Here is a 25,620-nt window from a genome sequence, read left to right on the forward strand (position 1 = left end):
TATTCATTGTGATTAACGTCGACCCATTAATCGGTGTGACTTGTACGGTTTCTCGAGAAACACCAATACGCTAACCCGCCCCAGACTGCGGCTTGTAGCCACAATTGACTCCATTGCGCTGACACTTGTGACCAATCGGCACCCATCTGGTTGAGTTTTAAAAATCCGCTAATCGCAGGTTCGGTTGGGAATATGGCAGCGAACCATTGTATTGGCGCCGGTAGCATTTCACTTGGCCAAATAAATCCAGCAGAAAAAATTAATGGCATGGAGCTAAGTAGAACGAGTACCGTTACCAACTCTCGTCTTGGCGTGATTGCTCCAATCAGAATGCCAATAAAACATGTGGTAAGAAAAAACGGCAACATTAAGGTCAGTACTTCACTAGGGTGGGCGAGCTTACTGATGCCATACATGTCAAAGCTGGCACCGAAATAAAACATGCCGAGTATATAATAAAACGCCAGTAACACCCCTGTTCGCACCGCTATGACTTTTAACGCTGATTGTGATTGCCAGTAGCCATTGCCTTGCCTTTGAGTGCCTCCGATCAAGCCTGATGCCATTGCAAGGGTTTGTTGAAGAATCAACACAAAGACAGCGGGTACCACGTAGTCGATATATCCCATGTGCGGGTTGAAGGTCGGTTTAGCATTAAGTTCGGTCGCCGCATATTGCTTTGCTGCCAGCTCGAGTGGGACGCCGTCAATTAATAACTTAGACACTTTGGTTTTCGCCGCGAGCGTGCCTCCAGCCTGAGCAAGCCCTTCAACCACCGTTCCGTATACCAAAAATAAGGCCGCATCACCCGCGTAGGAAAGCACAGGGCTTTTACCCATCATTAGGTCTTTGTAGAAGTGTTCAGGGATAACAATAAATCCGGTGATTTTACCGTCTTCAAACCACTGTTTAGCGTCCGTAATCGTGCTGAGGCGGCTTACTACTGTTACGTTCGGCGTGGCATCGACCATGCGTTCGAGTGTATAACTCGTTTGGCTTTTGTCGAGGTTGACCACTGCAATTGGTAACTCGCGCGGGATCTGCGTCGTGTAAGGAAGCGGATAAAGAAATGAGTAGAAGATGACACCGCCAAATACCGTGAGAGTGACGACGGGATTGGTGAGAATCGCTCTTAACTCAAGTTTAATATGTTCGAGTAACGTCATACTTGTGACTCCTTACTCATATGTTTTTTGATCAGTACAACGGTCAGCACCAGTGGAATGACATAACCCAACATAGGTGTGAGATGGCTAAGAGATTGAATGGCTATGACGCCGTAACTTGCTTGGCTCACTTGAACCTCTATGTAATGGCTGATTGGCAGTAGTTCTCGCCAAGCTGTTGCAAGAGGGCTCATATCAGCCGCAGGGAAGGTGATTCCCATGAATGCAAAGCTTGGTGCTGTAAATGCGCCAGCAAAACTCATTGCCCTTGCAGCATCACAGGTGAGGAAGAAAAAGAAACACGCCATGATCATACAGGTTAGCGTCGTGACAACTTGTGCGAAAAACAGCACGAGCCAGCTTCCTTCCATCGGCCAACCAATGATGTCGTAGAACCATATTAGGAAAAATGAACCCTGTAATAGAAACCACAAGAAATAAGGTAACAGCGTACGGCTCAGGTGACCCACGATGGAGGTGTTACCAAACCATGGACTTAATCCCGAAATTCGATAATTCGCACTAAGCACTAATACCGTAAAGGAAACAATGGCGATTTGCCAAATAGCGGGAACAATGGCGGACACCAGAAACTGGGCGTAATTGGTTCCTTTATTAAACAGCGGTGTAATTTGAGTTCTTACTGTGACGGCATTACCCATCGCCGCTAGACTAGTCGTATTGCCTTTGGACAGCGCTTGAACCACACCGACTTGCGCATTAAAGGTTCCTTGAGCCTGCAGCGCGGCCGAATTAATTAACCGTCCAACGAGTAGGTATTGGCTGTTGTAAAACAGAGTCACTTGCGGGGTCAGTGATTTTGTAATCGCTTTATCAAACGAGGCGGGTACATATAAAATCGCGTAGATGTCACCTTCGATCAATGCAGATTTAGCTTGTTGAATGTCGTCATATTGATGATCGATACTCAACATTGAGGTCGCATCATAATTACGAATCAGCTTCTGAGATAACGTACTTTTACTAAGATCGACCACTCCGACAGGTAGGTTATTGGCGATGCCTTGAGAAAATATCCAATAGATAGAAAAACACAAGACAATAGGCACCCAAGTTAGGCATGAAAGCAGCCATTTATCATGACGGAGAATGTGCCATTGATTGTAGTGCCGTCCATCAGAGGAGATGGACGCTACGGTGTTAGAACGCTGGTTCATACTCAGCCCTTACATCTCAACGGCAAGGCTCATGCCCATACGTAGCTTATCTTTATGATCTAATGGGCGCGCTTCCACTTCAAAAGTGCGTAAGTCAAATCCTTGAGTGGCATCGGTCGAGCGCCAAGTGGCGAAATCACCCATAACGGCTACGTGGTTAACCTTGAACGTGACGTCGGTATCTAGAGCTGGTACGTATGCCGTAAATTCAGCGCCTTTCTCAAAATGTTGTAGCAGATCTTCACGAACATTTAAAACCGCCCATGAATCTTTAGTATCGACAACGGTCACTACAGGAAAACCTTGCGGGGCCAGCTCTCCACTGTGGAGCAGCACCTGAGAAACTTCACCATCAAACCAAGAATGAATCTTAGTATCTGCAGCATAGGCTTCAACTTCGGCTACTGCGCCAGCCGCCATGCGAACTTTTTCAGCAGCCGCAACTTTGGTTTCATTACGAGCGCCTTCTTTCGCCATTTCAAACATCTGGTAGGCGGCACTTTCAGTGTATTTAGCCGCTTGCCATTGTGTTTTAGCTTCATCGCGTTTTTGTTCTGCAACAACGCCATCTTTGTATAGGTTATTGACGCGAAGATACGTTTTCTCCATCAGTTGGGAGGCAGCGCGAGCTTTGCGCCATTGATCTTCTGCCGCTCTTATTTGTTGTTGACGAGCACCGTTGTTTGCTTCTTGGGCAAGTGCGCCCGCGGCTTTTTCACCCGCGACAGCTTGTTCGAGTTTGGCATCTATTTCTGGGCTATGAATCGTAAATACGAGTTGCCCTTCATTAATTTCGTCGCCTTTACGGACCATAACTTGGTCGATTCTACCTGGGACTTTAGACGAAATACTGTACTGTTGTGACTCAATCTGCCCTTGAAGGCGGAAGGGTGGGGTTTGGTAAGCGTCAAAAAACTTATAACCAACCCAACCTGCAATTACGAGCGCGCCAAGTGTCGCGAGTGTTGGTTTAACCTTGTTCATAATGCATCCTTAGAAGTGATTTTTGCAGGGTTGATAGAGTTATATTTATACTGACTAAAACTGTTCATTTCATTGGACAACGCCAATAGCTTGTTTAGAGAGAGCAGGTACTGGAAACTGGCCGCGGCTTGTTGAGTTTTGATACTAGCGACATAGAGTTCCGCATCAACAACATCAATGGAACGTCCGAGCCCTTGAGCAAACGCTTTTTGTCTCAGTGATAGGTTCTCTTTTGATAATGACAAGCTGGAGTTCAGTCCAATCGCTTCGTCGAGGGCCTGCTGTGCTTCTAAGTAGGTTTTTTCCACCAACACACTTAAGTCTTGTTTTGCTTGGCGTTTGAGGTATTGAACTTGGCTCACCGCGCTATTTGCTGCTTTTACCTTTTCACTACGACCGGTATTTTCAAGAAGTGGCACACTCACCCCAATACCCACCAACCAGTCAGGGGTCATTTGATTGGCTAATGAATCACCTTCATAAAGGTTATAGTCACCGTAGGCGTAAACTTCAGGGTAGTATTTGCCGTTTTCCGCTTTGATAAGACTGCTGGCTTGCTTTTCTTTAGCGTCGAGAATCGCCAGTCCGGGATACGTGTCCAATGTTTGGTCAACGAACGCATCAAGAGGGGGTAAATTACGGTTAATAAAGAGCTCGTCTCTCGGTTCAACTTTCTCGACTTGCCCTAAGATTTGTGTCAAAGCAGCCTGAGCAATATTTAGACTATGTTGCGCTTTCTTTCGCTCAATTGTGGCTTTATCGAGTGAGGCTTCTGCTTGTAAGCGTTCTACCCTGGCAATTTGACCTTGCTGTTCCAGCTTAATCGCGTAATCGCGATGTTTCGTTAGCCCTTGCTCGGCGGCAAGGCGTGTTTCAACCACTTCTTTAGCCAAAATGACACTGAAGTAGTATTTGCTCAAGTCTTCGTATCGTGCCTGTACTTCCATTGCAAACTGGCTTTCGGCTTCTTCTTGGCGACCTTCCGCTGCGGTTTGTGCTGCGTTGATGCGACCACCAGTGAAGATTGGCCATACGGCGCGGATAGAAGAACTAAAGATGTCTTGATGTTCGATAGTGGATGTAATACCGCCGAGTACTGAGCCTAAATTACCCAATCCAGGGACGCTGATATTTGTATTTAAACTCTCTGCTAGCTGATGCCCAGAAACGGTTACATCTTTGTCTAAACGTGTGTAATTCGCCCCGAGGGTAATACTAGGCAGATTAAGGTTGCTCGTTGCACTTTTTAAATGACCATAGCGCTCGACGTTGGCTCGCTGCGCGGCGAGTGAGTTATTGTTTTGTTGAAGCAGTTGCCATGCCTCGTCAAAAGAGACGTCTGCACTCCATGCACTAAGTGACAGAGTGCCTAGCAATGCGCCCACAACCAACGGTAGGGACTTAATCTTCATGTATGCTCCAAGCCATATGTTAATAAAATATTTAGAGTTTATACTCTAATAATATTCAGTGCAATACCTTAAAGGTAGTTGTGATTGGCGGGAACGCGAAGTTAAGTGTCTGTTTTTTTTGACGATGGTCATGAAAAATAGAGAGGCCGTACTGAACCTCTCTACCTAGCGTGTGTTTACTGCTGTGATGGGCAAAAGTAGCCCGCTCGCCACACTAAGTTTTTTGCTTGCTTCATTGCTTGCAGCACTTCTTTTCCAGACATTTGCGGAGAGGAAAAAGAGACAAGTAAGTCGTTTTCAACGTCTTCATGTTGAGCATTTAGTTTTTGATAAGCTCTCACGTGTGTGAACGTTGATGCTCGGTTTTTTGACAGCACAGCCCTATCTAGGCAAATTCCAAAACAGTCACGTTTCATAGCCTTGCTCCTTTTAACGTGGTTCCCTGATATACGCTCTCATTACTTTTGTTTTTTATTGAGAGGTGACGTTTTCTAGTGTTATGGCCTATCGCCCAGAACATTCGATGCTCATTGCTGATCTAATGTGTAGTTGTACTCATAGCGCTTTCGCTACTCATAGAGCTTTCGCCCCTCATAGAGCTTTTGCCACTTATAGATAGCGCTTTCGCTAATCTTTGCTGAAACCGAACTGGAGGCGTCCTTGTTTCGTCGGTATCGATTTACTATACGGTACGCAGTCTAATTAGTTCTAAAATTAACCTAAATTCGCTGTGATCTTAGTCAGTGTTCTTTATGAACAATATGAAATCAACGCATTTGTCATTAAGAGTGGCAGGCAGCGCATGCGTGGTTGAAAAGTGTCCGCTTATGATTTTTTTGAGAGGGTCACAGAACCAGGATGCGCTGAGTGTATTTATGTTACAAGGCTGTTACAGTTCTGATATTAAAGGAGAATGACAATGAGATGGAATCAGTTCAGCTTTCGTCATCGTCTGCTCATTATTATGACGTTTTCTGGCTTGCTTCAGTTGGTTATATTGTCTTTGGCTGGGTTTAGTTACATCAAGCAGTCACAAGAGCAGGAAATGGGATTCAAAGCGAAAGGGGTTGCCACGTTTTTAGCGCAGTCATCGTCTGTGATTGAAATGGTAGAAGATAACGCTTCGGCTGAGATGCAATCTAGGTTTCGGGGATTGACCGAAATGATTGGTGCGGCTTTTATCGTCATCGGTGACCATCAGGGTATCCGTCTTGTTCACCCTATAGATGAGCGCATTGGTAAGCCAATGAAAGGGGGAGATAATGATAAGGCTCTGGTAGATGGACAGGCGTATGTTTCATTTGCAGAAGGCTCCCTTGGAAAGTCAGTTCGTGGGAAAGCGGCCATTTTTAATGGTAATGGTCAGATCATTGGCGTGGTATCGGTTGGCTATTTGATTGATAGATTACAAGACAGAATCGAGCCTTATTTGGCTTTTTTGTTAGGAATGGCGGTGTTGGTGCTGGTGGTTAATGGCGTGGTATCGAACTACATTTCTCGACGTTTTCAGAAAGCGATTTTGGGTTTTGAACCGGAAGAGATCGGTCGCCTATACGGTGAGCTAGACGTAACAATGAGCACAATTAAAGAAGGGGTTATTAGTATTGATTCTAACGGTGTTTTACGATCAATTAATACCAGTGCCTGTGATATTTTAGATCTCAACAAACAACAAGCGCTTAATCAACCTTTGGTCGATGTGCTACCAAATTCGGATTTGCACAGTTTAGTTAATAGCCAAGAGGTCGATCATGATATTGAACTGTACTTGAATCACCAGCGTATTGTCGCGAACCGAAGCCCAATTATCGTCGATGGTAAGGTTGTTGGGGCGGTATCGAGTTTTCGTCTAAGGGATGAAATTAGCGAACTCACGGCGCAATTGTCTCAAACCAAGGCCTATGCCGAGATGCTACGCGCTCAGACGCATGAACATCGCAACAAACTCAATACCATTAATGGCATGCTGCAAATGGGTGAGTTAGACGCCGTTCAACATATGATTGGCTTAGAGACCGCACATTATCAGTCTTTGATAGAGTTTTTACGAGAGACGATGCGTGACCCATTAATTGCGGGCATGCTGTTAGGAAAAACGGAGCGTGCACGGGAACTTGGTTTGACGCTCGTCGTGGATCCTGAATCGCGTTTAGAGCCTCTCCCTACGCAGCTCAATGCGGATGATCTTGTCACCATTTTAGGTAATTTGATTGATAACGCTTTTGAAGCAACGTTATCAGCCATTAACCAGCGACCCAATCAGCGTTTGGCTCGTTCGAAAATTGATGTTTCAGTGAGTGATTATGGCAATGAAATCATCTTGGAAGTGGTTGATCGTGGCTGCGGTTTACCGAGCGACATTGATGTTTCTTCCCTATCGGAAAGAGGCGTGTCGAGTAAATCTGCCAGTAATCGCGGGGTTGGTTTGTTTTTGGTTAAGCAATTAACGGAGCGCTATCAAGGGCAATTAGAGCTGATAGCCAATAATGATATGGGGACTCGAGTCACTGTATATGTACCAAAGGATGGAATGGCATGAGTGCATTGACACGTGTGATGATCATCGAAGATGATCAAAAGATAGCAGAGCTACATCGTCGCTACCTCGAAAAAATGGGTGGGTTTGAGGTCGTCGGTATTGCGACTTCTCGCTCGGAAGCGGAAATCCAGCTAGAGCTCCTAGAGCCTGAGTTAGTTATGCTCGATGTCTATCTTCCCGATGGTACTGGCATTGATATTCTCGGGCGGTTACGAACCATGAATCAAGCGTGTGATGTTATTCTCATTACCGCTGCGAGGGATGTAGAAACCTTGCAGCAAGCGATGCGAGGAGGGGTGATTGATTACTTGCTAAAACCAGTCATGTACCCTCGTTTGGAAAGCGCGTTAAAGAAATATCAAAAACGAACTAAGCAACTTCATCATATGGATGGGTTAGACCAATCACTGGTCGACGAAATGATGCAAAGCCATACTGCGGAAGCAAAAGCAGACCAGTACCTGCCAAAGGGTATAGATGGCGTTACACTGGAAAAAATACGCACGTTGTTCAATGAACATGGCCTCTATACCGCTGATGAAGCGGGAGAAAACATCGGAGCAAGCCGAACAACAGCACGGCGTTATCTTGAATTTTTAATTAGTACCGGTGAATTAGAAGCGGATGTAAATTATGGCTCAGTGGGGCGACCAGAACGTTGCTATCGCCGCTTAGCTCGTGAATAACCGTTGGAAGAGATAATACGACGTGAATAAGCAGGCGACCCACAAGGTAGAGCGCCTCGAAGTTTTAGACATTCGAGATAACTTAGATACCTCAGATACCTCAGATACCTCAGATACCTCAGAATCATTGGCCCTGGTGCCATTTACCCGAGCGCAGTACCCTCTGCTTATTGATTGGATTGATTCGGAAAAACTTAATTATCTATGGGGCGGTTTTCAATTTACGTTTCCTCTGACTCAATCTCAACTTGGTAAACATTTCTCCAATAGTCTTAGTCACCCTTTTTTATTACAACGAGAGGGCGTGTTTGTTGGCTTTGTTGAATTATTTCAAGCCTCTGACAGTGTGCTGCGCATTTGTCGCGTGTTTATTTCCCCAAACTACCAAGGGAAAGGGCTGGCGTCCCAGATGTTACGGCGCTTGATTGCATTCGCCAAAATGAAGCAACCTCAGTCAGAGATCACGCTATCCGTTTTTGCTCATAATTACGCAGCCATTCAGTGTTATCAACATTTGGGCTTTGAGCGAACCGAGATAGTAAAAAACGTAAAGTTTGTCGCGGGGCAATACTGGGACCTGTGGTTAATGGCCTTGAAAGACGACGAATCTGATTTTAACTCGTCCGGCCAAACACTGCCTTCGCGATAAAATAGGTGTGAGTAAATAGAGAGTAAGCCGGCATGTTGACCATTGAAGCGCTAAGTCCAGAGAACCTGCAACACGTATTACAGTTGTCAGTGCATGAAGCGCAAACTCCTTATGTTGGAGCGATTGAAACCATCATTGAACGAAGTACACCGCAAGCGGCAGAAACTCAATGGGTGATTTGCCTAAATGGCACGCCGGTAGGTTTTTTTCTGCTCGATAAAGCTTACTCGAATCAGTATTTATTTTGTCCAAACGGAGCGGTAGGCTTGAGATCGCTGCTGATTGATTGTCGCTATCAAGGTCAAGGTGTTGCGAAGAGGGCGATTGGAAAAATCCTGCAGAATTATTCAGTATGGCTGCACACTCGGAATGCTGATTTGTATCTGACCGTTAACTGCAAGAATACGTTAGCAAGACAGCTATACGTAAAGTCAGGTTTTATCGATACCGACCAGCTTTACCTTGGGGGGGAGGCGGGGCCTCAACATATAATGTGCTTTAAATCAAAGCAGCTTAGCTAAATAAGACTATGATGCCTGCGAATTAATGTTGTTGAGATGACTGGTATCGTCGAGATGGCTGGTGTTGTCTCGATCACTTGTACAGTTAACAAGTATCTTATGGCTAAACAAGATCGCTGAATGTTAGAGACGTTATGTTGAATGCTCGACGTGTAACGCCCAATAGTCGAGGTATAGTATTTAGTCCTCTCGGTATAGAACCCATCCCTGATGGGTTAACTATCTCAACTCGTAAGAAAAAGGCCAATAGTGTGATTTCAAAGCTCCCGCGCTGGATTGAATCTGGCGCATTTATTTTATCTTTGCTTGCCGGGACCGTGAATGCGGTCGGCTTGCTAGGTTTTCAACATCAAGCGATTTCCCACTTGTCAGGCACCGCGACCTTACTGGGAACGCAGCTGTTTACCGACTGGGTAACCTCCACGCATTTGGTTGGGATAGTATTGAGTTTTTTATTGGGGTCAGCCATTTCGGGAATGTTCATATCGAATGCCTCTTTGAAGCTAGGGCGCCAATATGAATGGCTTTTGTGTATCGAAAGTGCATTTTTGCTGTTCGCCACGTACTTTTTGATTGAGGGTTCTGCGACCGGCAGTTATTTTGCTTCGGCGGCGTGTGGTTTACAAAATGCGCTTGCTACAACCTTCAGTGGTGCGGTTGTGCGCACAACCCATGTAACTGGAATCGTCACCGATTTGGGGATAATGATTGGTTCCACACTGCGAGGTGAAGCGTTTGATAAGCGCAAAGCTAAATTATTCGTCACCATATTATTGGGGTTTATTAGTGGCGGGTTAGTGGGGGCAATTTTATTCAAACAGTTGGCATTTTATGCGCTATTGCCACCTGCGGTATTATGCATTATTTTGGCGTTAGGCTATCGCGTGTATAGAAAGCGGATTGCTTATACCTCTTGTTCAAATTAAGGAATCGAATAGTGAAGACACAATGGATTGTGGACGCGTTTACGTCTGAGGCATTCAAAGGCAACAGTGCTGCGGTTATGCTGGTCGAGGAGTTTCCCAGCGAGCAATGGATGCAAAGCGTAGCGACGGAAAATAACCTGTCTGAAACCGCATATATAAAACCGATTGCGCCTAACCACTACTATATTCGATGGTTTTCTCCAATAACGGAGATTGACTTCTGTGGTCATGCAACCCTGGCATCCGCTTATGTCCTTTATAATTATCTGAGTACCGAACAGGGTATTTCCGCTACACAAACCCTTCGTTTTTCGACAAACGACGTCGGAGATCTTACGGTCAAGCAGTGTGAGTCAGGTCTAATTGAAATGAGCTTTCCTAACCAAAATCCAAAGCCTATCAAGAATATCCCTCAGGCATTGCTCAACGGGCTGTCACGTGAACCGCTACGCATTTTACGTAATGATCAAGCGTATTTCGCCGTCTATGAATCTGAAGAAGATGTTACTGAAATAGAAGCGAACAGTTCAGTATTAGCTCTGTTAAAACCGTATGATGTTGTCGTGACGGCACCGTCGGACGACCCACAGCGAGATTTTGTGTCTCGTTATTTTTGGCCAGCGAGCGGTGGAGATGAAGACCCAGTGACAGGGTCTATACACGCCGGACTAGGGCCTTATTGGGGAGAGCAACTTGGAAAGACGTCAATGGTTGCCCTACAAGCGTCGCGACGAAGTGGCTTGTTGAACATAGAGATCTCTGGCGAAAGGGTCTTGGTTTCTGGTAATGCGGTGTTGTTTTCTAAGTCTCAGCTGTATATATAAAGCGAACTTCAATAAATAAAGACGCGTTCACTGCTAGCGATAAGCATCAAATTAACCAATGCCTCTTATAATCTAAGTACAAGCGTTTGAGCTCAAGAGTTGTAAATGAAACTATCGAAAAGAGAAAGTCGTGTGGTAGAAGGGGCGATTGCACAATGGTTAGAGCAAGGTGTTATTACCCAAGAGGATTCTGATAAGCTTAAGAAGAGTTATCAAATTGCAAAGATTGACTGGTCCTTGGTCGCTAAATACTCGTTTTGGATAGCGATCGTTTGTATTGTATTCTCAGTCGTATCCGTGCTCCTAGATGAGTGGCTAATTAGGCTATTTGAGGAGATTTTTACCGCCCCCGATATTGCTAAAAGTGGATTCTTTGCATTAATTTCAGCGTTATTTTACGGGTTTGGTCTTCGTCGTAAGAAGTATGCACCGGACAATATGTTTAGCAATGAAGCACTCTTTGTCCTGGGTATCGTCAGCACAGCATTGTCTATCTACTTCCTAGGGCAGGTAATTCAAGCGGAAAGTTTAACCAAGTTAATACTCATGGCGTCGCTGGTTTATGGTGTATTAGGACTTTGGATTCCATCGTTGATCGTTTGGTTATGTGCGTTGCTGTCATTCGGTTGTTGGTTTGGATTTGAAACTTATCAGGCGAGTGAGTTGGGCTACTTTATTGGGCTAAGTTTCCCGCTGCGTTTTGTGGTGTTTGGTGCGCTACTCATTATCTCTAGTTTGTGGGTGCAGCGTCGTTGGAAATCTAAAGAAGACTTTGCCATTACGACACGTGCTGTTGGCTTGTCGGTGTTCTTTGTCTCTATGTGGCTAATGTCGGTGTTTGGAAATTATGCCGATTGGGTGGTATGGAGCGAAGTCAGTCAGTTTACTTTGATACATTGGTCGGTGTTACTGCTTATGGCGTCGATTGGCTCTGTTTATCATGGTATGAAGTATGATGATGAATTGACGAGAGGGTTTGGTTTAATCTTTATTTTTGTCAATCTTTACACCCGTTTTATTGAATACTTTTGGGAAGGGACCCATAAGGCGGTATTCTTTGCCATTCTAGCAATAAGCTTTTGGTTCTTTGGGACTCGGGCGGAAAAAATCTACAGTATTGGTCGAGCGAATGAAAAAACCAAGTTGAAATAATACCTGAGAACCCTGTTTGTTACCGCAACCCTTTGGGGGCGGTATATCGTTAAGTGAAGACTACCCCTCAGCGTGTTCATTAGTGAATACGGGTAATAATGAACACGGGTAAATTCGCAGCGTATCAGCCTTCAATACACGGATTATAATAAGAGCTAGCGACTCAGTCCTTAGCTTTATTGCAAACCGCGCGAACCATCCCTTTGAAGATAAATAGATGGGCAGGCATCATAGCAAACCAGTACAGTAAACCTCGGAACCCCTGAGGATGCCACCAGGCGGTAATGTTGATTTCACGTTTGTCTCCTAAGTCGGTAACGGTAAACTCAAGCCTTCCTAATCCTGGCCCTTTCATACCGAATAATAGCGAAAGAAATCCTGGCTCTTCACAACGAATAACTTTCCATGAATCAATGAAATCACCGACCTGAAGTTGTGGCCCTTTTGGCGCACGTCGAATAGGGCGACCACCGCCAAAGAAAATATCCAACCATTCTCTTGTCCGCCACAATATATTGGCAAAAAAGTAGCCTTCATTCGGGCTACCGATTTTTTTTACCACATTCCATAGTGCTTGAGTGGACTTGCTTGTGGTTAACGTCGCGCCGGTCTTTTTGGGGTAATAACCATACCCAGCTTGCCAACGGGTGAGGGCGCTGGGGTCAAACCCCCAAACATTGCTCAGTACAAAATCACCATCTTGCTCGACGCTGGATTTGACTGCGTCAGCATAGGAAATTAAGTGTTGAGGGTAACGCGCTTGGATTGACGCTGAGTCTGCAATGAAGTCGTGCTCTAATCCAGCCAGTAATGCGCGTCCGATAGTTGAGGGTACTGAGGTAACAACACCAAGCCAGTATGAGGCAAGTTTAGGAGTGAGTAGACTGGTTGCCCAAAGGCGTAGAGGCTTATTAACGCTGTCACAGATAATTTGGAACTGCTGGTGGTAGGATAAAATATCCGGTCCACCTACCTCATAGATGATATTAGAAGGCATGTCTTCATCAATCAGTTGTAAGAGATAATAGTTAAGATTCTCCAAGGCAATCGGGTTAGCTTTGGATTCGACCCATTTAGGGGCAATGAGGACGGGCAGATTATAGACGAAATCACGCATGATTTCATAGGCCGCTGAACCTGGTCCGATAATTACGCCGGCCCTCAATTCAGTCACTGGAACCTTGCTGGTTCTAAGCAAGTCTCCCGTCGCTTTTCTAGCTGCTAAATGTTCGGAGTTTCCGGTTTGTGGTTGAATCGCGCTTAAGTAAATAACATGCTGAACGTCACTGATTTCAAGCGCTTCTTTGACATGGCGTGCGAGCGTCAGTTCGTAGTCGAGAAAGTCGTGACCATGAGCCATGCCATGCACAAGAAAATAAACGATATCGAAATGTGGTATGAGTGCGAGCGTGGCTTCACGGTTAGCTAAATCTAGATACTCGAACGTTAATTGAGAGTGAGGCATGACTCGGGCTTGAAGATAATCAATTTGACGCGCAGCGGCGGTCACTTCATGGCCTTGCTCAAGGAGTTTAGGAATTAATTGTGACCCGACGTAGCCAGATGCACCAAGAACTAAAATACGTTTCATTCATCACTCCGTTGAATAAATATTATCTATATAAAATCTAACATGTTTTCCATGTTTTCCATGTGTTTCACGTAAATTGTTTGGTGTGGTCACGTTATTTTTAGTGGCAGACGGCAAGCGAAAATAGACGGGAGATTTAAATAAAGCAAGATTTCATTCTTAGCTTGCTGTTAAAAGCAAACAGTTCGCCTTTAACGGGTTAAATTGGCTTCCTACAAAAGCCTTTTTAGTGTAGATTCACACTCCAATTTTGTATGTGATTGAAGTGTATTAATGCTTAAATTGTCTGACCTAAGTAAAGGCTATATCGACGGTGGGGAATTTCACCCTGTACTGCAAGGTGCAGAGTTAACATTGTCGCAAGGTGAGCAATTGGCATTGATGGGTGAGAGTGGATCTGGAAAGAGTACACTTTTGAACTTGCTGGCTGGTATTGACCGCGTGGACTCTGGTGAAATTTGGTACCCAGATTTCGCTATGCATGACTCTACTGAAAGCATGCGCACGGCTTACCGCCGTAATAACATTGGTCATATATTTCAGCAATTCAATTTACTTCCAACACTGAATGTTGCAGACAATATTCGTTTCTGCCGTCAAATTAAAGGTTTACCAGAAGATCGAGGTTTATGGCGTCAGATATTATCTGCGTTAGATCTGATGGCGTTATTAGGGCGTTATCCAGAAGAAGTGTCTGGTGGTCAACAACAACGAGCGGCGATTGCTCGAGCGCTTTATATGGAACCTAAGATTCTCCTTGCGGATGAGCCAACAGGTAGTCTTGATGAACGTAATGCAGAAGCGGTAATGCGCTTGCTAACGTCGTTGACGAAACAGCTAGAGTGTACGTTACTGGTGGTGACACACAGTGAAAAAGTCGCCAATCACATGGATGGGTGTATACGCCTTCAAGGGGGGCAATTGCATGTTATTGCCCGTAGTTAAGGCGCTACTTGGGCATTATCGCCGCCATCCACTGCAAATATTACTAGTTTGGTTAGGGTTAACACTTGGGGTTTCACTCCTAGTGGGTGTGACCGCGATTAACCATCATGCTAAGCAAGCTTACGCGAGCGGTGAAAAGCTGTTCGCCAATCCTGTCCCATATCGAATCCGACCAAAACACGCTGATACGAAAATACCTCAAGGTTTTTATGTCCAACTGCGTCGTGAGGGCTTTAAACAGTGTGTGCCATTTGACATGCACAAAGTCACCTCACAAGATGGACTAGAGTTAAATCTGGTTGGCGTTGACCCAATAGCGTTACTGCAATTAAGAAATTCAATCACGATCAGTGATATCGCGTCTCAAGACCTCATTAAAGTACCATCGACGGTCATTGTCAGTGCTGATTTAGCTGAGCTAAAAGGCTGGGTTGCTGGTGATGTGATCCCATTAGAGGGGGGGGCAATACTAGGGCCGATTAAAATCGACAAGAAAAGCGGTATCCGTGGAACGCGCATATTGACGGATATGTCACTGCTACGCAGCCTTAAAAAGTCTTCCGGGTTATCTGTTATCGCGTGTGGCGAAATGTCTTCGGAAAAGTTAGAAGCTTTGCGCAAACGTATTCCTAATGGGATGACGCTTTCTCGCAGCTCCCAGTCGCAGTTAGAGGCATTAACCAAAGCCTTTCATACTAATTTGACCGCAATGAGTATGCTCTCTTTTGTTGTCGGGTTATTTATTTTTTATCAGGCAATGTCTTTGTCTCTAGCCCAGCGTCAGCCACTTGTGGGCAGCCTGCGTCAGCTAGGCGTCTCAGGCTGGCAACTGGCTCAGGCACTCTGTCTTGAACTCGCGGGATTGGTGTTCTTGAGTTGGTTAGGCGGCAACGTATTTGGATTACTGCTTGCTAATCAGCTTATTCCCGCCGTGTCTCAAAGCTTGAGCGATTTGTACGATGCCAATATCGGTTTGACGATAGAGTGGAGTTGGCAGTGGAGCATCTATAGTTTTCTATTAGCGTTTATTGGTGCTGTTGTATCGTGTGGTTGGCCTCTAGTTCGCCTACTGAAATCTCAGCCTATTCGCCTTTCATCGCGTTTATCGCTGATGCGATTTACTGGGGCTGAGTTTACGTGGCAAGCCTTTGTTGCGTGCGGATTCTGTGTTGCCGCGATTGCGATTTACCAAGCACCTAAATCCCAAGCCTCGGGTTATGCCATTATTGTATTGATGCTATTAAGTGTTGCACTTATTACGCCGTTTATTATTTGGAAGGTGTTTACAGGTCTTTCATTCTCTCTTAAGTGGGTAAAAGTTCGATGGTTCTTTGCTGATGCGGCGGCGAGTATGAGTTATCGTGGTGTTGCCAATATGGCCTTTATGCTTGCTCTAGCAGCAAATATGGGGATTGAAACCATGGTTGGAAGCTTTAGAGACACCACGGACCGTTGGCTAACGCAACGCTTAGCGGCAGATATCTACGTTTATCCAACCAATAATACCGCAAATCGCATGAGTCATTGGTTAAAGAGCCAGCCAGAAGTTGATAGGGTGTGGTGGCGCTGGGAAGAAGAAATGCCAACCAAATATGGCATGATGCAAGTTGTGAGTACTGGCGACTCAGTTGGCGAACTCGATTCTCTGACCGTTAAAATAGCGATCCCTAATTATTGGTACCACTTACATCACTCTAGGGGGGTGATGATCAGTGAATCAATGGCATTAAAGCAAGGGCTGAGGCCTGGCGATTACCTTAATTTGGACAAACCGTTAGGTAAGAACTGGCAGGTGATCGGTGTTTATTACGACTACGGGAATCCATATCACCAAGTGTTAATGTCACAAAATCGATGGCTTGCTCACTTTTCAGGCTCCGGAGATGTTGCGTTAGGTGCCGTGCTTAATGATAAAGAACAGTCGGTTTTGGTGCAACGAAGGCTTCAAAGTGAATTTAGATTAAATAGTGAGCGCATTTATGACAATACGACCATTCACAGAGAAGCGATGCAAACCTTCGATCGTACGTTTGCGATTGCTGATACGTTAGGCAATATTACATTGGTGATTGCGGTGTTTGGGATCTTTTTCTCAACCATTGCTGGGGAGGTTTCTCGTCAGCGGCATACGTCTTTATTGCGTTGTTTTGGTATTTCAGGACGAGAGCTTGTCTTGATGGGAGGGCTACAATTGCTAGTCTTTGGATTAATTTCCGCGGCTATTGCGATGCCGTTGGGGATCGCTCTCGCTCAACTTATCGTTGATATTGTCATTAAGCAGTCTTTTGGTTGGTCACTGCAGCTGCAAATTGTTCCGTGGCAATATTTAACGTCATGCCTTTGGAGTATGTTGGCATTGATGGTAGCTGGAGCGATACCTGTGTTGAGATTAATTAGAAGCACTCCTATCCATTCGTTAAGGGATGCATTGTAAATGAATCGACTGCAGAAGCTCATTTTTGCCTGCTGTTTAACCGTTGTGGTCGCGGCTTCATTTGTGGTTATCCTCAAAGATGATGAGCAACGTATCACTCGCACAAAAACGACCCATATCAATACGATATTTGGTTCGCCCGGTAAAAAGGTTTTCGAACCCGTCTTACCTGATCGTGTGGTGACATTGCCTACCGATTTTCGTTCTCACCCTGAATTTCAACATGAATGGTGGCAACTTGTTACTCAGCTAAAGGATGTTCATGGTCAAACGTATTGGATGAGATGGCGATTTTTTCGTTATGCGAGTGATGACCGCATCAAAACCGGTTGGAAAGATCCGCAAATCTACATTTCTAATGTTGTGTTGACCAGTCACCTTGGGATGTTTACGGATCAGCGAATTGCTCGTGGTGGAATAGGTCAGGCGGGTGGAGTGAGTCGACCGTTTAGAGTCTGGATTGATGATTGGTCTTGGCGCTCTTTATCCCATGACCCTATGCCGGGAAATTTAAAGCTATCTACAGACAAATTTAGCGTTAATTTGCAGTTTGAACGAGAAGGGGAATATGCGGTCACTGGTGAGCACGGCTATCACCTCAAGCATGACTTATTGCCACGAGCTTCTTATGTGATTGAAGCACCGTTTGTTCATTCTACAGGGCAACTAACTCTACCAAGTGGAAAAGTTCTCAAGGTAACAGGCAAGGCATGGCTGTCAAAAGAATGGGGCAGTGAGTTGGTTGGGGGAAATTATGTTGGCGAAGATAATTTTATTATCCGACTTTCTGCAACACGAGCCCTAGTCGTCAGTCAATACCGTTACAAAGATAACATGCCGTATGTTAGTGCAAGCTTGATAGACAACAACGGTGACGTTACCGCGATTGGAAGTGATGAAATTGAGCTAAAAGCCCTTAATTTTACTGCCTTGCATGATGGTGCAAGTGTGCCTTTAAATTGGAAAATTTCAATACCAGAGCATGATATTGACCTTGTCATCAAGGCCGGAAGGCAGGTCAACTGGGTGAACTTTGTTGTGCCTCAATGGCAAGGTCCTGTTCGTACTCAAGGTTCTCATGTTGCTCCCGGTTATATCCAACTGAGCGGTTACTAAGAAAAGTACTCCACCCTAAAATTAAGGCTACTCGCTTCTAATCACCTATAAAAATGTTGTTACTTAGCAACATTTTCTCTCATGCTACTTTTGCCCAGAATTTTCTAGATCAAGATGATATTGACAGCCGCACATGCATCGCAATTGTTTGTGATCGTTAGCATATTTCTGCACTATACTAATCTATAGTTGGTGCATTATTTTATGGATATCTCGAATGGTTTCCTGTTAATATTCGGTTATTCCTACAAATAACCTCCGTACAATCGATTTTTTCTGTAAATTAACTAGATATAGAATCTAACTATTCAAACAAAACGAATAACTATAAAGGGTTTATCTATGAACGACGTCATTCGTGACTTTTTTAAGATGGAATCAGCAGGTGGTATCATCTTGGTGATTGCAGCTGCGATTGCGATGGTTGTTGCTAACTCTCCTCTCAATGAACTTTACCAAGGCGCACTTCATACGTACGTGTTTGGTCTATCTATTTCTCACTGGATCAACGATGGCTTGATGGCCGTATTCTTCATGCTGATTGGTCTAGAGGTAAAACGAGAGTTACTAGAGGGTGCATTGAAGTCTCGTGAGACTGCGATTTTCCCAGCAATTGCTGCAGTAGGTGGCATGGTTGCTCCGGCACTGATTTACGTTCTCTTTAACTCAGGTGATCCTGAAGCAATGAGTGGCTGGGCAATCCCAGCAGCAACGGATATCGCTTTTGCTCTTGGTATTATGGCGCTGCTTGGTAAGCGCGTACCGGTAGCGCTTAAAGTATTCCTGTTGGCGTTAGCAATTATCGATGACCTAGGTGTTATCGTTATTATCGCGCTATTTTATAGCAGTGATTTGTCGACACTTGCTCTTACTATTGGCTTTGCAATGACGGCTCTCTTGTTTGCTTTAAACTCAAAGCAAGTGACCAAGCTGCCTATTTATCTCGCAGTCGGCTTAGTATTGTGGGTGAGCGTATTAGCTTCTGGTGTTCACGCGACATTGGCAGGTGTTGTGCTTGGTTTCGCTATACCACTTCAAGGTAAGCCGGGAGAACATTCACCGCTGAAACACATGGAACACACACTTCACCCTTATGTGGCTTTTGGTATCTTACCAATCTTTGCTTTCGCGAATGCAGGCATCTCACTACAAGGGGTGTCAATGGAAGGCTTAACATCAATGTTACCTCTGGGTATTGCAGCCGGCCTATTGATTGGTAAACCTCTAGGTATCTTTACCTTTAGTTGGGCGGCGGTTAAGCTTGGCGTAGCTAAGCTTCCGGAAGGGGTTAACTTCAAACAGGTATTTGCGGTTAGTGTGTTATGTGGTATCGGTTTTACCATGTCGATTTTCATTGCTTCTCTAGCGTTTGTTGGTGTGAGTCCTGAATTTGATACATACGCAAGGCTAGGTATCTTGATGGGATCAACGACAGCAGCAGTTCTTGGTTATGGCTTACTTAATGCCTCGTTACCAAAGGAAGCAGCACCTGAGCCTAAAGAGCAATATTAAATCCTCAGGAATCACTTGATGTAATTAAGCCCAACTTCGGTTGGGTTTTTTTTACGTTAAAATCTGATGAGGTTAACTTAATCTCCCCGTTGCGAATCGATTAAGCAGCGCTTTAATCCATATTGCCATCTTTCACTTTTACAGTGAGATAAAGGTAAGATATTTCTTGAATCGCTTTCCTTAGAACCATTGCATCGTTAAAATGACGCTTCTTTCAAAGGGGGTTAGATGCACCAATCACTAAAATATATAACGGGTTACCCAGCTAACTTAATTGAACAAGTGTCAGGTTTAGTCGAGTCTGGTCGTTTTATTGCGTGGTTTGAACAGCGTTATCCTGAATCGCACCAAATAAAAAGCGAAAAAGCATTGTTTGATTTCACTATGCAAATTAAACAGCGCTTCATGAAAAAAACAGCGCCAATCACAAAAGTGGTTTGGGATAGTAAGATTCACCTAATTAACAATGCGCTTGGTTTACATACCTATGTTTCTCGCGTGCATGGTGGAAAGCTAAAAGCCAAAAATGAAATTCGTATTGCGAGTATCTTTAAAGATGCGCCTGAACCTTTATTGAGAATGTTAGTGGTTCATGAATTGGCTCATGTTAGAGAGAAAGAGCACGATAAAGGGTTCTATCAATTATGTTGTCACATGGAACCTAACTATCACCAGCTTGAGTTTGATGCCCGTCTTTTTATGATTTACAAAGAGTTGATGAATGAAAACGCCAAAAAACGTTAATAAGAACACGGCTAAAGATCCGCAAACAACGCCTGTCATTGAGAAGCGAGCGGCAGCAGGGTTGCATAAAAATAACCGACATCATGGGCGATATGATTTTGATGCTTTGGTGAAATCCGTTCCGGCATTGAAAGCGGTGATGACGAAAAACCCCAATGGTGAGGACACGATATCGTTTTCTGATCCTTTGGCGGTTAAATTGCTCAATAAAGCGCTCCTTATGTCTGAGTATGGTGTGGAGTATTGGGATATTCCTGAAGGGTTTTTATGTCCTCCGATCCCGGGCCGAGCGGATTACGTTCATTGGTTAAGTGAGCATTTAAATCGAGATCTAGCAAAACCTGGTACCAAAATAAAAGTACGAGCGCTTGATGTGGGGGTAGGCGCTAACTGTATTTATCCTATTATTGGCGCATCGCAGTACCATTGGAATTGGGTTGGTTCCGAGATAGATACAAGTGCCATTGAAGCAGCAAGACTCATTGTTGATAATAATTCGTTGTTGGCCAAAAAAATTGAGATTCGTCAGCAAGCGAATCCAGATACAATTTTTGAAGGGGTGATTAAGTCTGAAGACTTTTTTGTTGTCACCACCTGTAATCCTCCGTTTCACAAATCACTAGAAGAGGCGAAGCAGGGATCGGAACGTAAAGTTAAGAACCTTGGACAGAACCGCCAGCAAAGGGGCAGCAATGCACCGTCCGTGGATACCTCTGCCCTTAACTTTGGTGGGCAAAAAGCAGAGCTATGGTGTCCGGGTGGCGAAGCGTCGTTTGTCTCCAAAATGGCACAAGAGAGCGAGCGCTTTTCCAAGCAGGTGATTTGGTTTAGTACTTTGCTGTCCAAAAAAGACAATATAAGACCATTAACGAAAAAACTGGAACAACTAGGCGCGACAGAAATTGTGATACAAGAAATGGCACAAGGTCAGAAAAAAAGCCGTTTTGTTGTATGGACCTTCATGTCAACCCAGCAGCGAAGTCAGTTCGCTAAAACGCTGAAGTAAGTGTTATTGGGAGAGCAATGATTGGTATTTCTCAACCATTGCTCTATTGCCTGCCTTTGATTCAAGATCGACTAATACTCTCAAACTTGGCTTTTGATACCCATAGCGGTGATTGAACGCCAGCAAACGTAGCCGAGCGTCTTTCAATTGATTATTTTTAACCTCGATCGCCGCTAATTGTATTGTAGCGTTAGGACGAAGAGGCTGGTGATCAAGTGCTTTAATAAAGTAATTTTCAGCTCTTTTTACGTCGTTTGCTTTAAGTGCACACAATCCTGCATTCTCATAGCTTGCGGACACTTGGTAGTAATGAGGCTGCTTAATCGCTTGGTTGAAGTAACGATCAGCGTGGTAATAGTCCCCTTGCTTACACAAAAATGTTCCGTAGTTATTCAAAATCGTGCCGTTGTTGGGATGAGCGTTGCTTGCTCGTTCATAGGCTTTTCTCGCCGCTTTGATATCACCAACAGTTTCATAGTAATAGGCTAGGGTTAGTCCGGTGCGATAGTACTTAGGGGCATGTTCAATGGCTTTTTCAAAGTTTTGCTTGGCGCGAGCGTAATCTCCTTGTTGCATGTAACCAAGCCCAAGTTCAATGCGCGATTCAGCGATAGCAATAGGATCTTTTTGCACATTCGTTTTGCTTCCATCAACCGTAACGCAGCCAACTAAAAGTGACATTGCTAATAAAGCGGGTATCCGCCACTTCACCATCTTATTTACCTTTTTCGACGCTCAATATAATGAGTTTATACCTTCTATAATAAGCATTTAGACGCTTATCCGGTGTTAGTGTGTGTACTGGTGCGAGTGAACGCTCAGAAATAACTGAGCGAGTGAAAGCGAGTTGCTCACAAAGTAGCCGAACAGTATTGGAATATTAACTCTAATCTGTATCTGGGGTATGAACTTCGCTAAAGTATTGGCGAAGAAATTAAGCGGTAGCACAGAAATGACTTTTGAAAAAAAACCATGGTTAAACACCTACCCAAATGATGTGCCTGAGAAGGTCAACATAGATCATTTTCAAAACATCAACGCGCTATTTGAGCGCTCATTTACAGAATTTGCCGATAAGACGGCCTTTATCAATATGGGACACTCTCTCACTTACAGAGAGTTAAATGAAAAAAGTGACGCATTTGCAGCGTACTTGCAATCGTCGTTGGGTGCAAAGAAAGGCGATAGAATTGCTTTAATGATGCCTAACTTATTGCAGTACCCGATTACCATTTTGGGCGCTTTAAAAGCAGGTTTAGTGGTTGTTAACGTTAACCCACTCTATACGCCGAGAGAGCTGGAACATCAGCTTAGAGATTCCGGCGCAACCATCATTGTTGCTGTCACCAATTTTGGCGAGAACTTGCAAAAAGTCGTCGCAAAAACCAGCATAAAGCACGTCATCTTAACCAGTATTGGTGATGCTCTGGCGCCTCATAAACGCACGTTAGTGAACTTTGTGGTCAAATACGTGAAAAAAATGGTGCCTAAGTACCATTTGCCAAGCGCAATTTCTTTACGCCGTGTATTAACGGAAGGCAAGAAGCTGGACTTTAATCCACCTAAGATAACAAGTGATGATTTAGCGTATTTACAGTATACCGGTGGCACAACGGGTTTGGCTAAAGGGGCGATGCTAACACACCGAAATATCATCGCGAATGTCTTACAAGTGTTTGGTCATTTTGGTCCGCGTACCGCTCAAGACCAAGAGCATGCTGTCACGCCTTTACCGCTTTATCACATCTTTGCTAACTCGGTCAGTATGATGTTGATGATGTATATGGGAGGTACAAACCTATTGATCACCAATCCAAGAGACCTGGACTCTTTTGTAAATGATCTGAGCAAATACCCATTTACGATGGTGTTTGGTTTGAACACGCTGTTTGCTGCGCTCAATAACCACGCCAAATTTAAACAGTTGGACTTCTCTCATGCTGAATTCACGATAGCGGGAGGGATGGCGACGCAAAAGCATGTTGCGGACGAGTGGCAAAAAATAACAGGCATGCCAATCATCGAAGGGTATGGTTTAACGGAGTGCTCGCCTGTAGTCGCGGGTGGCATTCATACCCAACAGTGTTTCGTCCCTGCTGTTGGTGTCCCATTACCGAGTACAGAATTACGTATTGTCGATGAGCAAGGTAATGAACTCGGGGTTAATGAGATCGGTGAAATTCAGATCCGTGGCGATCAAGTAATGAAAGGGTACTGGAAGCAGGAAGCTGAAACTCGTGCAGTGCTAACGGATGATGGTTGGTTGTACTCTGGCGACATCGGAAGAATGGATGAGCAGGGGGTATTCTTTATTGAAGACCGGAAAAAAGACATGATTCTCGTGTCTGGTTTTAATGTTTTCCCAACAGAAATTGAAGAAGTGGCCACGTTACACGCTAAAATTGTCGAAGCAGCTGCTATTGGTGTACCGGATGATGTGGCCGGCGAAAGGGTCAAGTTAGTGGTGGTGACTAACGGACAAGTGACGGTTGAAGAGATTAAGAAACACTGCCGCCAGCACTTAACGGGTTACAAGATCCCTAAAGTGATTGAATATCGAGATTCGTTGCCAAAAACGAATGTTGGTAAAATTTTAAGACGAGAACTGCGATAAGCCAGTCATTTCGTAGGTAGAGTTAACAATCCCTAAAGATGCGCATCTTTAGGGATTTTTTATATCGTGTTTTGGCTGGCTATTAACAGTTTAACGCTAGTCCGTCACCGTAAAATTGTCCGCGCTGAAGTGATCCAAATCGTACGGTGTTTGCTGATAAACACAGTAGTTTAACCAGTTTGCGAACAAAAGGTGCCCATGACTACGCCAGCTGGCGCAAGGTTTGTTATCTGGGTTGTTGTTGGGGTAATAGTTAACCGGAATAGCAGGTTCCATTCCCTCTCCAAGGTCACGTACATACTCATTATGAAGCGTTAGTGCATCGTATTCTGGATGCCCGGTAACAAATACGTTTCGTTTATCTTTGGTCGATGCTAGGTACACACCTGCCACATCAGAGCTGGCAAGAATATCTAAGTCGGTATGCTGCTCTAAATACTCGACAGAAAAATCGGCATATCGTGAGTGTGGTGCAAGAAATGAGTCATCAAAGCCACGCAGTACAGGGTGATAAGGGTGGTGGATTGAATGGTGATAGACACCAGACAGCTTTTCTTTACGTGTACGTTTTGGCAAGTTATAAAGCAGTTTTAGTCCTGCTTGGGCAGCCCAACATACATAGAGCGTTGAAGTCACATGCTTGTTCGCCCAATTCATAATGGTTTGTAGGTGATCCCAGTACATGACATCTTCAAATTGCACCAAGCCAAGCGGTGCGCCGGTAATGATTAAACCATCGAAATTACGATTTTTAACCATCTCAAATTGGCGATAAAAATTGTCTAGGTGTTCTGTCGGCGTGTTTTTACTTGGACGATCGTCAATGCGCAGTAACTCAATATCCACTTGAAGAGGACTATTTGAGAGTAGCCTTAAAAATTGCGTTTCCGTTTCAATTTTTTTAGGCATGAGATTGAGAATGAGCACTTTAAGCGGGCGGATCTCCTGAGACGATGCACGAGTTTCCGGCATTACAAAGATGTTTTCTTCACGCAGTACATCGGATGCGGGCAGTTGATCAGGAATCTTAATTGGCACAGCTTTCTCCCTAAGCTAATGGTCTTCTGGACGTCTATACATCTAAAGTTAACCGAAACGCGGTGCCTTGTCGACCGTTAATTGTTGTCAAACGTGGACTGTATTGACTTACGAGAGATTTCCCCCCTGATGAGGAAAGTAATTCTGTATAATGCTTGAAAATAACCTCAGCGTGTCATCATTGGATTATTGTGACGAAATTGATATTAATTCGGGGTCTACCGGGGTCGGGTAAATCTACCTTAGCGCAAACCTTACCTGCTTATCATGTCGAGGCGGATATGTTCTTTTTGAATGATAATGGGTTGTACCAATATGATGTAGCCCGAATTGAAGACGCACATCGTTGGTGCCAGTCTCAGGTGGAAGAACAATTATCACGCGGTAATGACGTCGTTGTCGCTAATACGTTTGTCCGCCGTTGGGAAATGAAAGCCTATCAACAGATGGCAAAACGATATGGCGCAGAAATAGAAATTCGGGTTTGCCGTGGACGCTATGCCAATATTCATGGCGTGGAGCAAAGGGTGATTGATAAGATGCGGCGACGTTGGCAAGATTGATACCCGCGTTTCATTATGCT

23 protein-coding genes are annotated in these 25,620 nt (G+C 44.5%); 15 read left to right on the plus strand and 8 right to left on the minus strand.

The window, feature by feature from the left end; all coding sequences use genetic code 11:
• Positions 1-26: 26 nt before the first annotated feature.
• The 5 genes from M9196_RS09150 to M9196_RS09170 all read right to left on the minus strand — a co-directional run bounded on the left by M9196_RS09150 (position 27) and on the right by M9196_RS09170 (position 5,156).
• Positions 27-1,166 (minus strand): ABC transporter permease, encoded by a 1,140-nt coding sequence (locus M9196_RS09150; RefSeq protein ID WP_250617232.1) that lies wholly within the window; start codon positions 1,164-1,166, stop codon positions 27-29.
• Positions 1,163-2,344: an ABC transporter permease gene (locus M9196_RS09155; protein ID WP_250617233.1), complete on the minus strand. Its 1,182-nt coding sequence runs from the start codon at positions 2,342-2,344 to the stop codon at positions 1,163-1,165. Before M9196_RS09155 ends, M9196_RS09150 begins: the two co-directional genes overlap by 4 nt.
• A 9-nt stretch (positions 2,345-2,353) precedes the next feature.
• Entirely contained in the window at positions 2,354-3,328 is a 975-nt protein-coding gene (locus M9196_RS09160) for an HlyD family secretion protein (protein WP_250617234.1), read from the minus strand.
• The gene (locus M9196_RS09165; RefSeq protein ID WP_250617235.1) at positions 3,325-4,740 is read right to left on the minus strand and encodes a TolC family protein; all 1,416 of its coding nucleotides are present in this window, start codon (positions 4,738-4,740) and stop codon (positions 3,325-3,327) included. The genes M9196_RS09160 and M9196_RS09165 overlap by 4 nt, the downstream gene beginning before the upstream one ends.
• A gap of 176 nt (positions 4,741-4,916) precedes the next feature.
• Positions 4,917-5,156: a Rossmann-fold NAD(P)-binding domain-containing protein gene (locus tag M9196_RS09170; RefSeq protein WP_250617236.1), complete on the minus strand. Its 240-nt coding sequence runs from the start codon at positions 5,154-5,156 to the stop codon at positions 4,917-4,919.
• A gap of 503 nt (positions 5,157-5,659) precedes the next feature.
• Between M9196_RS09170 and M9196_RS09175 the strand changes: the two genes are divergently transcribed.
• The 7 genes from M9196_RS09175 to M9196_RS09205 all read left to right on the plus strand — a co-directional run bounded on the left by M9196_RS09175 (position 5,660) and on the right by M9196_RS09205 (position 12,037).
• On the plus strand, positions 5,660-7,279 hold the full coding sequence (locus M9196_RS09175; protein WP_250617237.1) for an ATP-binding protein: 1,620 nt from the start codon (positions 5,660-5,662) through the stop codon (positions 7,277-7,279).
• The gene (locus M9196_RS09180; RefSeq protein WP_250617238.1) at positions 7,276-7,965 is read left to right on the plus strand and encodes a response regulator; all 690 of its coding nucleotides are present in this window, start codon (positions 7,276-7,278) and stop codon (positions 7,963-7,965) included. Before M9196_RS09175 ends, M9196_RS09180 begins: the two co-directional genes overlap by 4 nt.
• Positions 7,966-7,987: 22 nt before the next feature.
• On the plus strand, positions 7,988-8,614 hold the full coding sequence (locus M9196_RS09185; RefSeq protein ID WP_250617239.1) for a GNAT family N-acetyltransferase: 627 nt from the start codon (positions 7,988-7,990) through the stop codon (positions 8,612-8,614).
• 32 nt (positions 8,615-8,646) lie between these two features.
• Positions 8,647-9,135: a GNAT family N-acetyltransferase gene (locus tag M9196_RS09190; RefSeq protein WP_250617240.1), complete on the plus strand. Its 489-nt coding sequence runs from the start codon at positions 8,647-8,649 to the stop codon at positions 9,133-9,135.
• A gap of 251 nt (positions 9,136-9,386) precedes the next feature.
• Entirely contained in the window at positions 9,387-10,061 is a 675-nt protein-coding gene (locus M9196_RS09195) for a YoaK family protein (protein ID WP_250617351.1), read from the plus strand.
• An 11-nt stretch (positions 10,062-10,072) separates the two neighbouring features.
• The gene (locus tag M9196_RS09200) at positions 10,073-10,885 is read left to right on the plus strand and encodes a PhzF family phenazine biosynthesis protein (protein ID WP_250617241.1); all 813 of its coding nucleotides are present in this window, start codon (positions 10,073-10,075) and stop codon (positions 10,883-10,885) included.
• Between the two features lie 105 nt (positions 10,886-10,990).
• Positions 10,991-12,037, plus strand: a complete 1,047-nt coding sequence (locus M9196_RS09205) for a hypothetical protein (RefSeq protein WP_250617242.1) — start codon at positions 10,991-10,993, stop codon at positions 12,035-12,037.
• A 163-nt stretch (positions 12,038-12,200) separates the two neighbouring features.
• On the opposite strand, the gene M9196_RS09210 is transcribed toward M9196_RS09205, so the two are convergent.
• Entirely contained in the window at positions 12,201-13,628 is a 1,428-nt protein-coding gene (locus tag M9196_RS09210) for a DUF2867 domain-containing protein (protein WP_250617243.1), read from the minus strand.
• 273 nt (positions 13,629-13,901) lie between these two features.
• Between M9196_RS09210 and M9196_RS09215 the strand changes: the two genes are divergently transcribed.
• The 6 genes from M9196_RS09215 to rlmF all read left to right on the plus strand — a co-directional run bounded on the left by M9196_RS09215 (position 13,902) and on the right by rlmF (position 21,385).
• Positions 13,902-14,573, plus strand: a complete 672-nt coding sequence (locus M9196_RS09215) for an ABC transporter ATP-binding protein (RefSeq protein ID WP_250617244.1) — start codon at positions 13,902-13,904, stop codon at positions 14,571-14,573.
• A complete protein-coding gene (locus M9196_RS09220; RefSeq protein ID WP_250617245.1) occupies positions 14,554-17,007 on the plus strand; it encodes an ABC transporter permease in 2,454 nt (817 codons plus the stop codon). Before M9196_RS09215 ends, M9196_RS09220 begins: the two co-directional genes overlap by 20 nt.
• Positions 17,008-18,123 (plus strand): lipocalin-like domain-containing protein, encoded by a 1,116-nt coding sequence (locus M9196_RS09225; RefSeq protein ID WP_250617246.1) that lies wholly within the window; start codon positions 17,008-17,010, stop codon positions 18,121-18,123. It abuts the gene before it with no gap.
• Positions 18,124-18,465: 342 nt separating this feature from the next.
• Complete coding sequence (gene nhaA, locus M9196_RS09230; protein WP_250617247.1) at positions 18,466-19,635, plus strand: Na+/H+ antiporter NhaA; 1,170 nt, start codon at positions 18,466-18,468, stop codon at positions 19,633-19,635.
• Positions 19,636-19,863: 228 nt separating this feature from the next.
• A complete protein-coding gene (locus tag M9196_RS09235) occupies positions 19,864-20,379 on the plus strand; it encodes a YgjP-like metallopeptidase domain-containing protein (RefSeq protein ID WP_250617248.1) in 516 nt (171 codons plus the stop codon).
• Positions 20,357-21,385, plus strand: coding sequence for a 23S rRNA (adenine(1618)-N(6))-methyltransferase RlmF (gene rlmF / locus M9196_RS09240; RefSeq protein ID WP_250617249.1), 1,029 nt, complete (start codon positions 20,357-20,359; stop codon positions 21,383-21,385). Before M9196_RS09235 ends, rlmF begins: the two co-directional genes overlap by 23 nt.
• Positions 21,386-21,388: 3 nt before the next feature.
• Here rlmF and pilW read toward each other — a convergent pair whose 3' ends face one another.
• Positions 21,389-22,099 (minus strand): type IV pilus biogenesis/stability protein PilW, encoded by a 711-nt coding sequence (gene pilW / locus M9196_RS09245; protein WP_250617250.1) that lies wholly within the window; start codon positions 22,097-22,099, stop codon positions 21,389-21,391.
• 238 nt (positions 22,100-22,337) lie between these two features.
• Between pilW and M9196_RS09250 the strand changes: the two genes are divergently transcribed.
• Positions 22,338-23,999 carry an AMP-binding protein gene (locus M9196_RS09250; protein WP_250617251.1) on the plus strand — a complete coding sequence of 554 codons (1,662 nt, stop codon included), beginning with the start codon at positions 22,338-22,340 and terminating at the stop codon, positions 23,997-23,999.
• Positions 24,000-24,095: 96 nt separating this feature from the next.
• On the opposite strand, the gene metA is transcribed toward M9196_RS09250, so the two are convergent.
• Positions 24,096-25,037, minus strand: coding sequence for a homoserine O-acetyltransferase MetA (gene metA / locus M9196_RS09255; protein WP_250617252.1), 942 nt, complete (start codon positions 25,035-25,037; stop codon positions 24,096-24,098).
• Positions 25,038-25,228: 191 nt separating this feature from the next.
• Between metA and M9196_RS09260 the strand changes: the two genes are divergently transcribed.
• Entirely contained in the window at positions 25,229-25,600 is a 372-nt protein-coding gene (locus M9196_RS09260) for an ATP-binding protein (protein WP_250617253.1), read from the plus strand.
• The last annotated feature ends 20 nt before the right edge of the window (positions 25,601-25,620 follow it).

It is taken from the genome of Vibrio methylphosphonaticus (genome assembly GCF_023634655.1).
In the GTDB taxonomy this organism is placed as follows: domain Bacteria; phylum Pseudomonadota; class Gammaproteobacteria; order Enterobacterales; family Vibrionaceae; genus Vibrio; species Vibrio methylphosphonaticus.

Bases quoted from the DNA above. Each gene is read 5' to 3' on its own strand.
- M9196_RS09160 (WP_250617234.1), bottom strand. From the start codon at position 3,328: ATGAACAAGGTTAAACCAACACTCGCGACACTTGGCGCGCTCGTAATT.
- M9196_RS09155 (WP_250617233.1), bottom strand. From the start codon at position 2,344: ATGAACCAGCGTTCTAACACCGTAGCGTCCATCTCCTCTGATGGACGG.
- M9196_RS09225 (WP_250617246.1), top strand. From the start codon at position 17,008: ATGAATCGACTGCAGAAGCTCATTTTTGCCTGCTGTTTAACCGTTGTG.
- M9196_RS09165 (WP_250617235.1), bottom strand. From the start codon at position 4,740: ATGAAGATTAAGTCCCTACCGTTGGTTGTGGGCGCATTGCTAGGCACT.
- M9196_RS09150 (WP_250617232.1), bottom strand. From the start codon at position 1,166: ATGACGTTACTCGAACATATTAAACTTGAGTTAAGAGCGATTCTCACC.
- M9196_RS09175 (WP_250617237.1), top strand. From the start codon at position 5,660: ATGAGATGGAATCAGTTCAGCTTTCGTCATCGTCTGCTCATTATTATG.
- M9196_RS09205 (WP_250617242.1), top strand. From the start codon at position 10,991: ATGAAACTATCGAAAAGAGAAAGTCGTGTGGTAGAAGGGGCGATTGCA.
- M9196_RS09210 (WP_250617243.1), bottom strand. From the start codon at position 13,628: ATGAAACGTATTTTAGTTCTTGGTGCATCTGGCTACGTCGGGTCACAA.
- M9196_RS09235 (WP_250617248.1), top strand. From the start codon at position 19,864: ATGCACCAATCACTAAAATATATAACGGGTTACCCAGCTAACTTAATT.
- M9196_RS09190 (WP_250617240.1), top strand. From the start codon at position 8,647: ATGTTGACCATTGAAGCGCTAAGTCCAGAGAACCTGCAACACGTATTA.
- M9196_RS09250 (WP_250617251.1), top strand. From the start codon at position 22,338: ATGACTTTTGAAAAAAAACCATGGTTAAACACCTACCCAAATGATGTG.
- nhaA (WP_250617247.1), top strand. From the start codon at position 18,466: ATGAACGACGTCATTCGTGACTTTTTTAAGATGGAATCAGCAGGTGGT.
- M9196_RS09180 (WP_250617238.1), top strand. From the start codon at position 7,276: ATGAGTGCATTGACACGTGTGATGATCATCGAAGATGATCAAAAGATA.
- M9196_RS09220 (WP_250617245.1), top strand. From the start codon at position 14,554: ATGTTATTGCCCGTAGTTAAGGCGCTACTTGGGCATTATCGCCGCCAT.
- rlmF (WP_250617249.1), top strand. From the start codon at position 20,357: ATGAAAACGCCAAAAAACGTTAATAAGAACACGGCTAAAGATCCGCAA.
- pilW (WP_250617250.1), bottom strand. From the start codon at position 22,099: ATGGTGAAGTGGCGGATACCCGCTTTATTAGCAATGTCACTTTTAGTT.
- M9196_RS09215 (WP_250617244.1), top strand. From the start codon at position 13,902: ATGCTTAAATTGTCTGACCTAAGTAAAGGCTATATCGACGGTGGGGAA.
- M9196_RS09170 (WP_250617236.1), bottom strand. From the start codon at position 5,156: ATGAAACGTGACTGTTTTGGAATTTGCCTAGATAGGGCTGTGCTGTCA.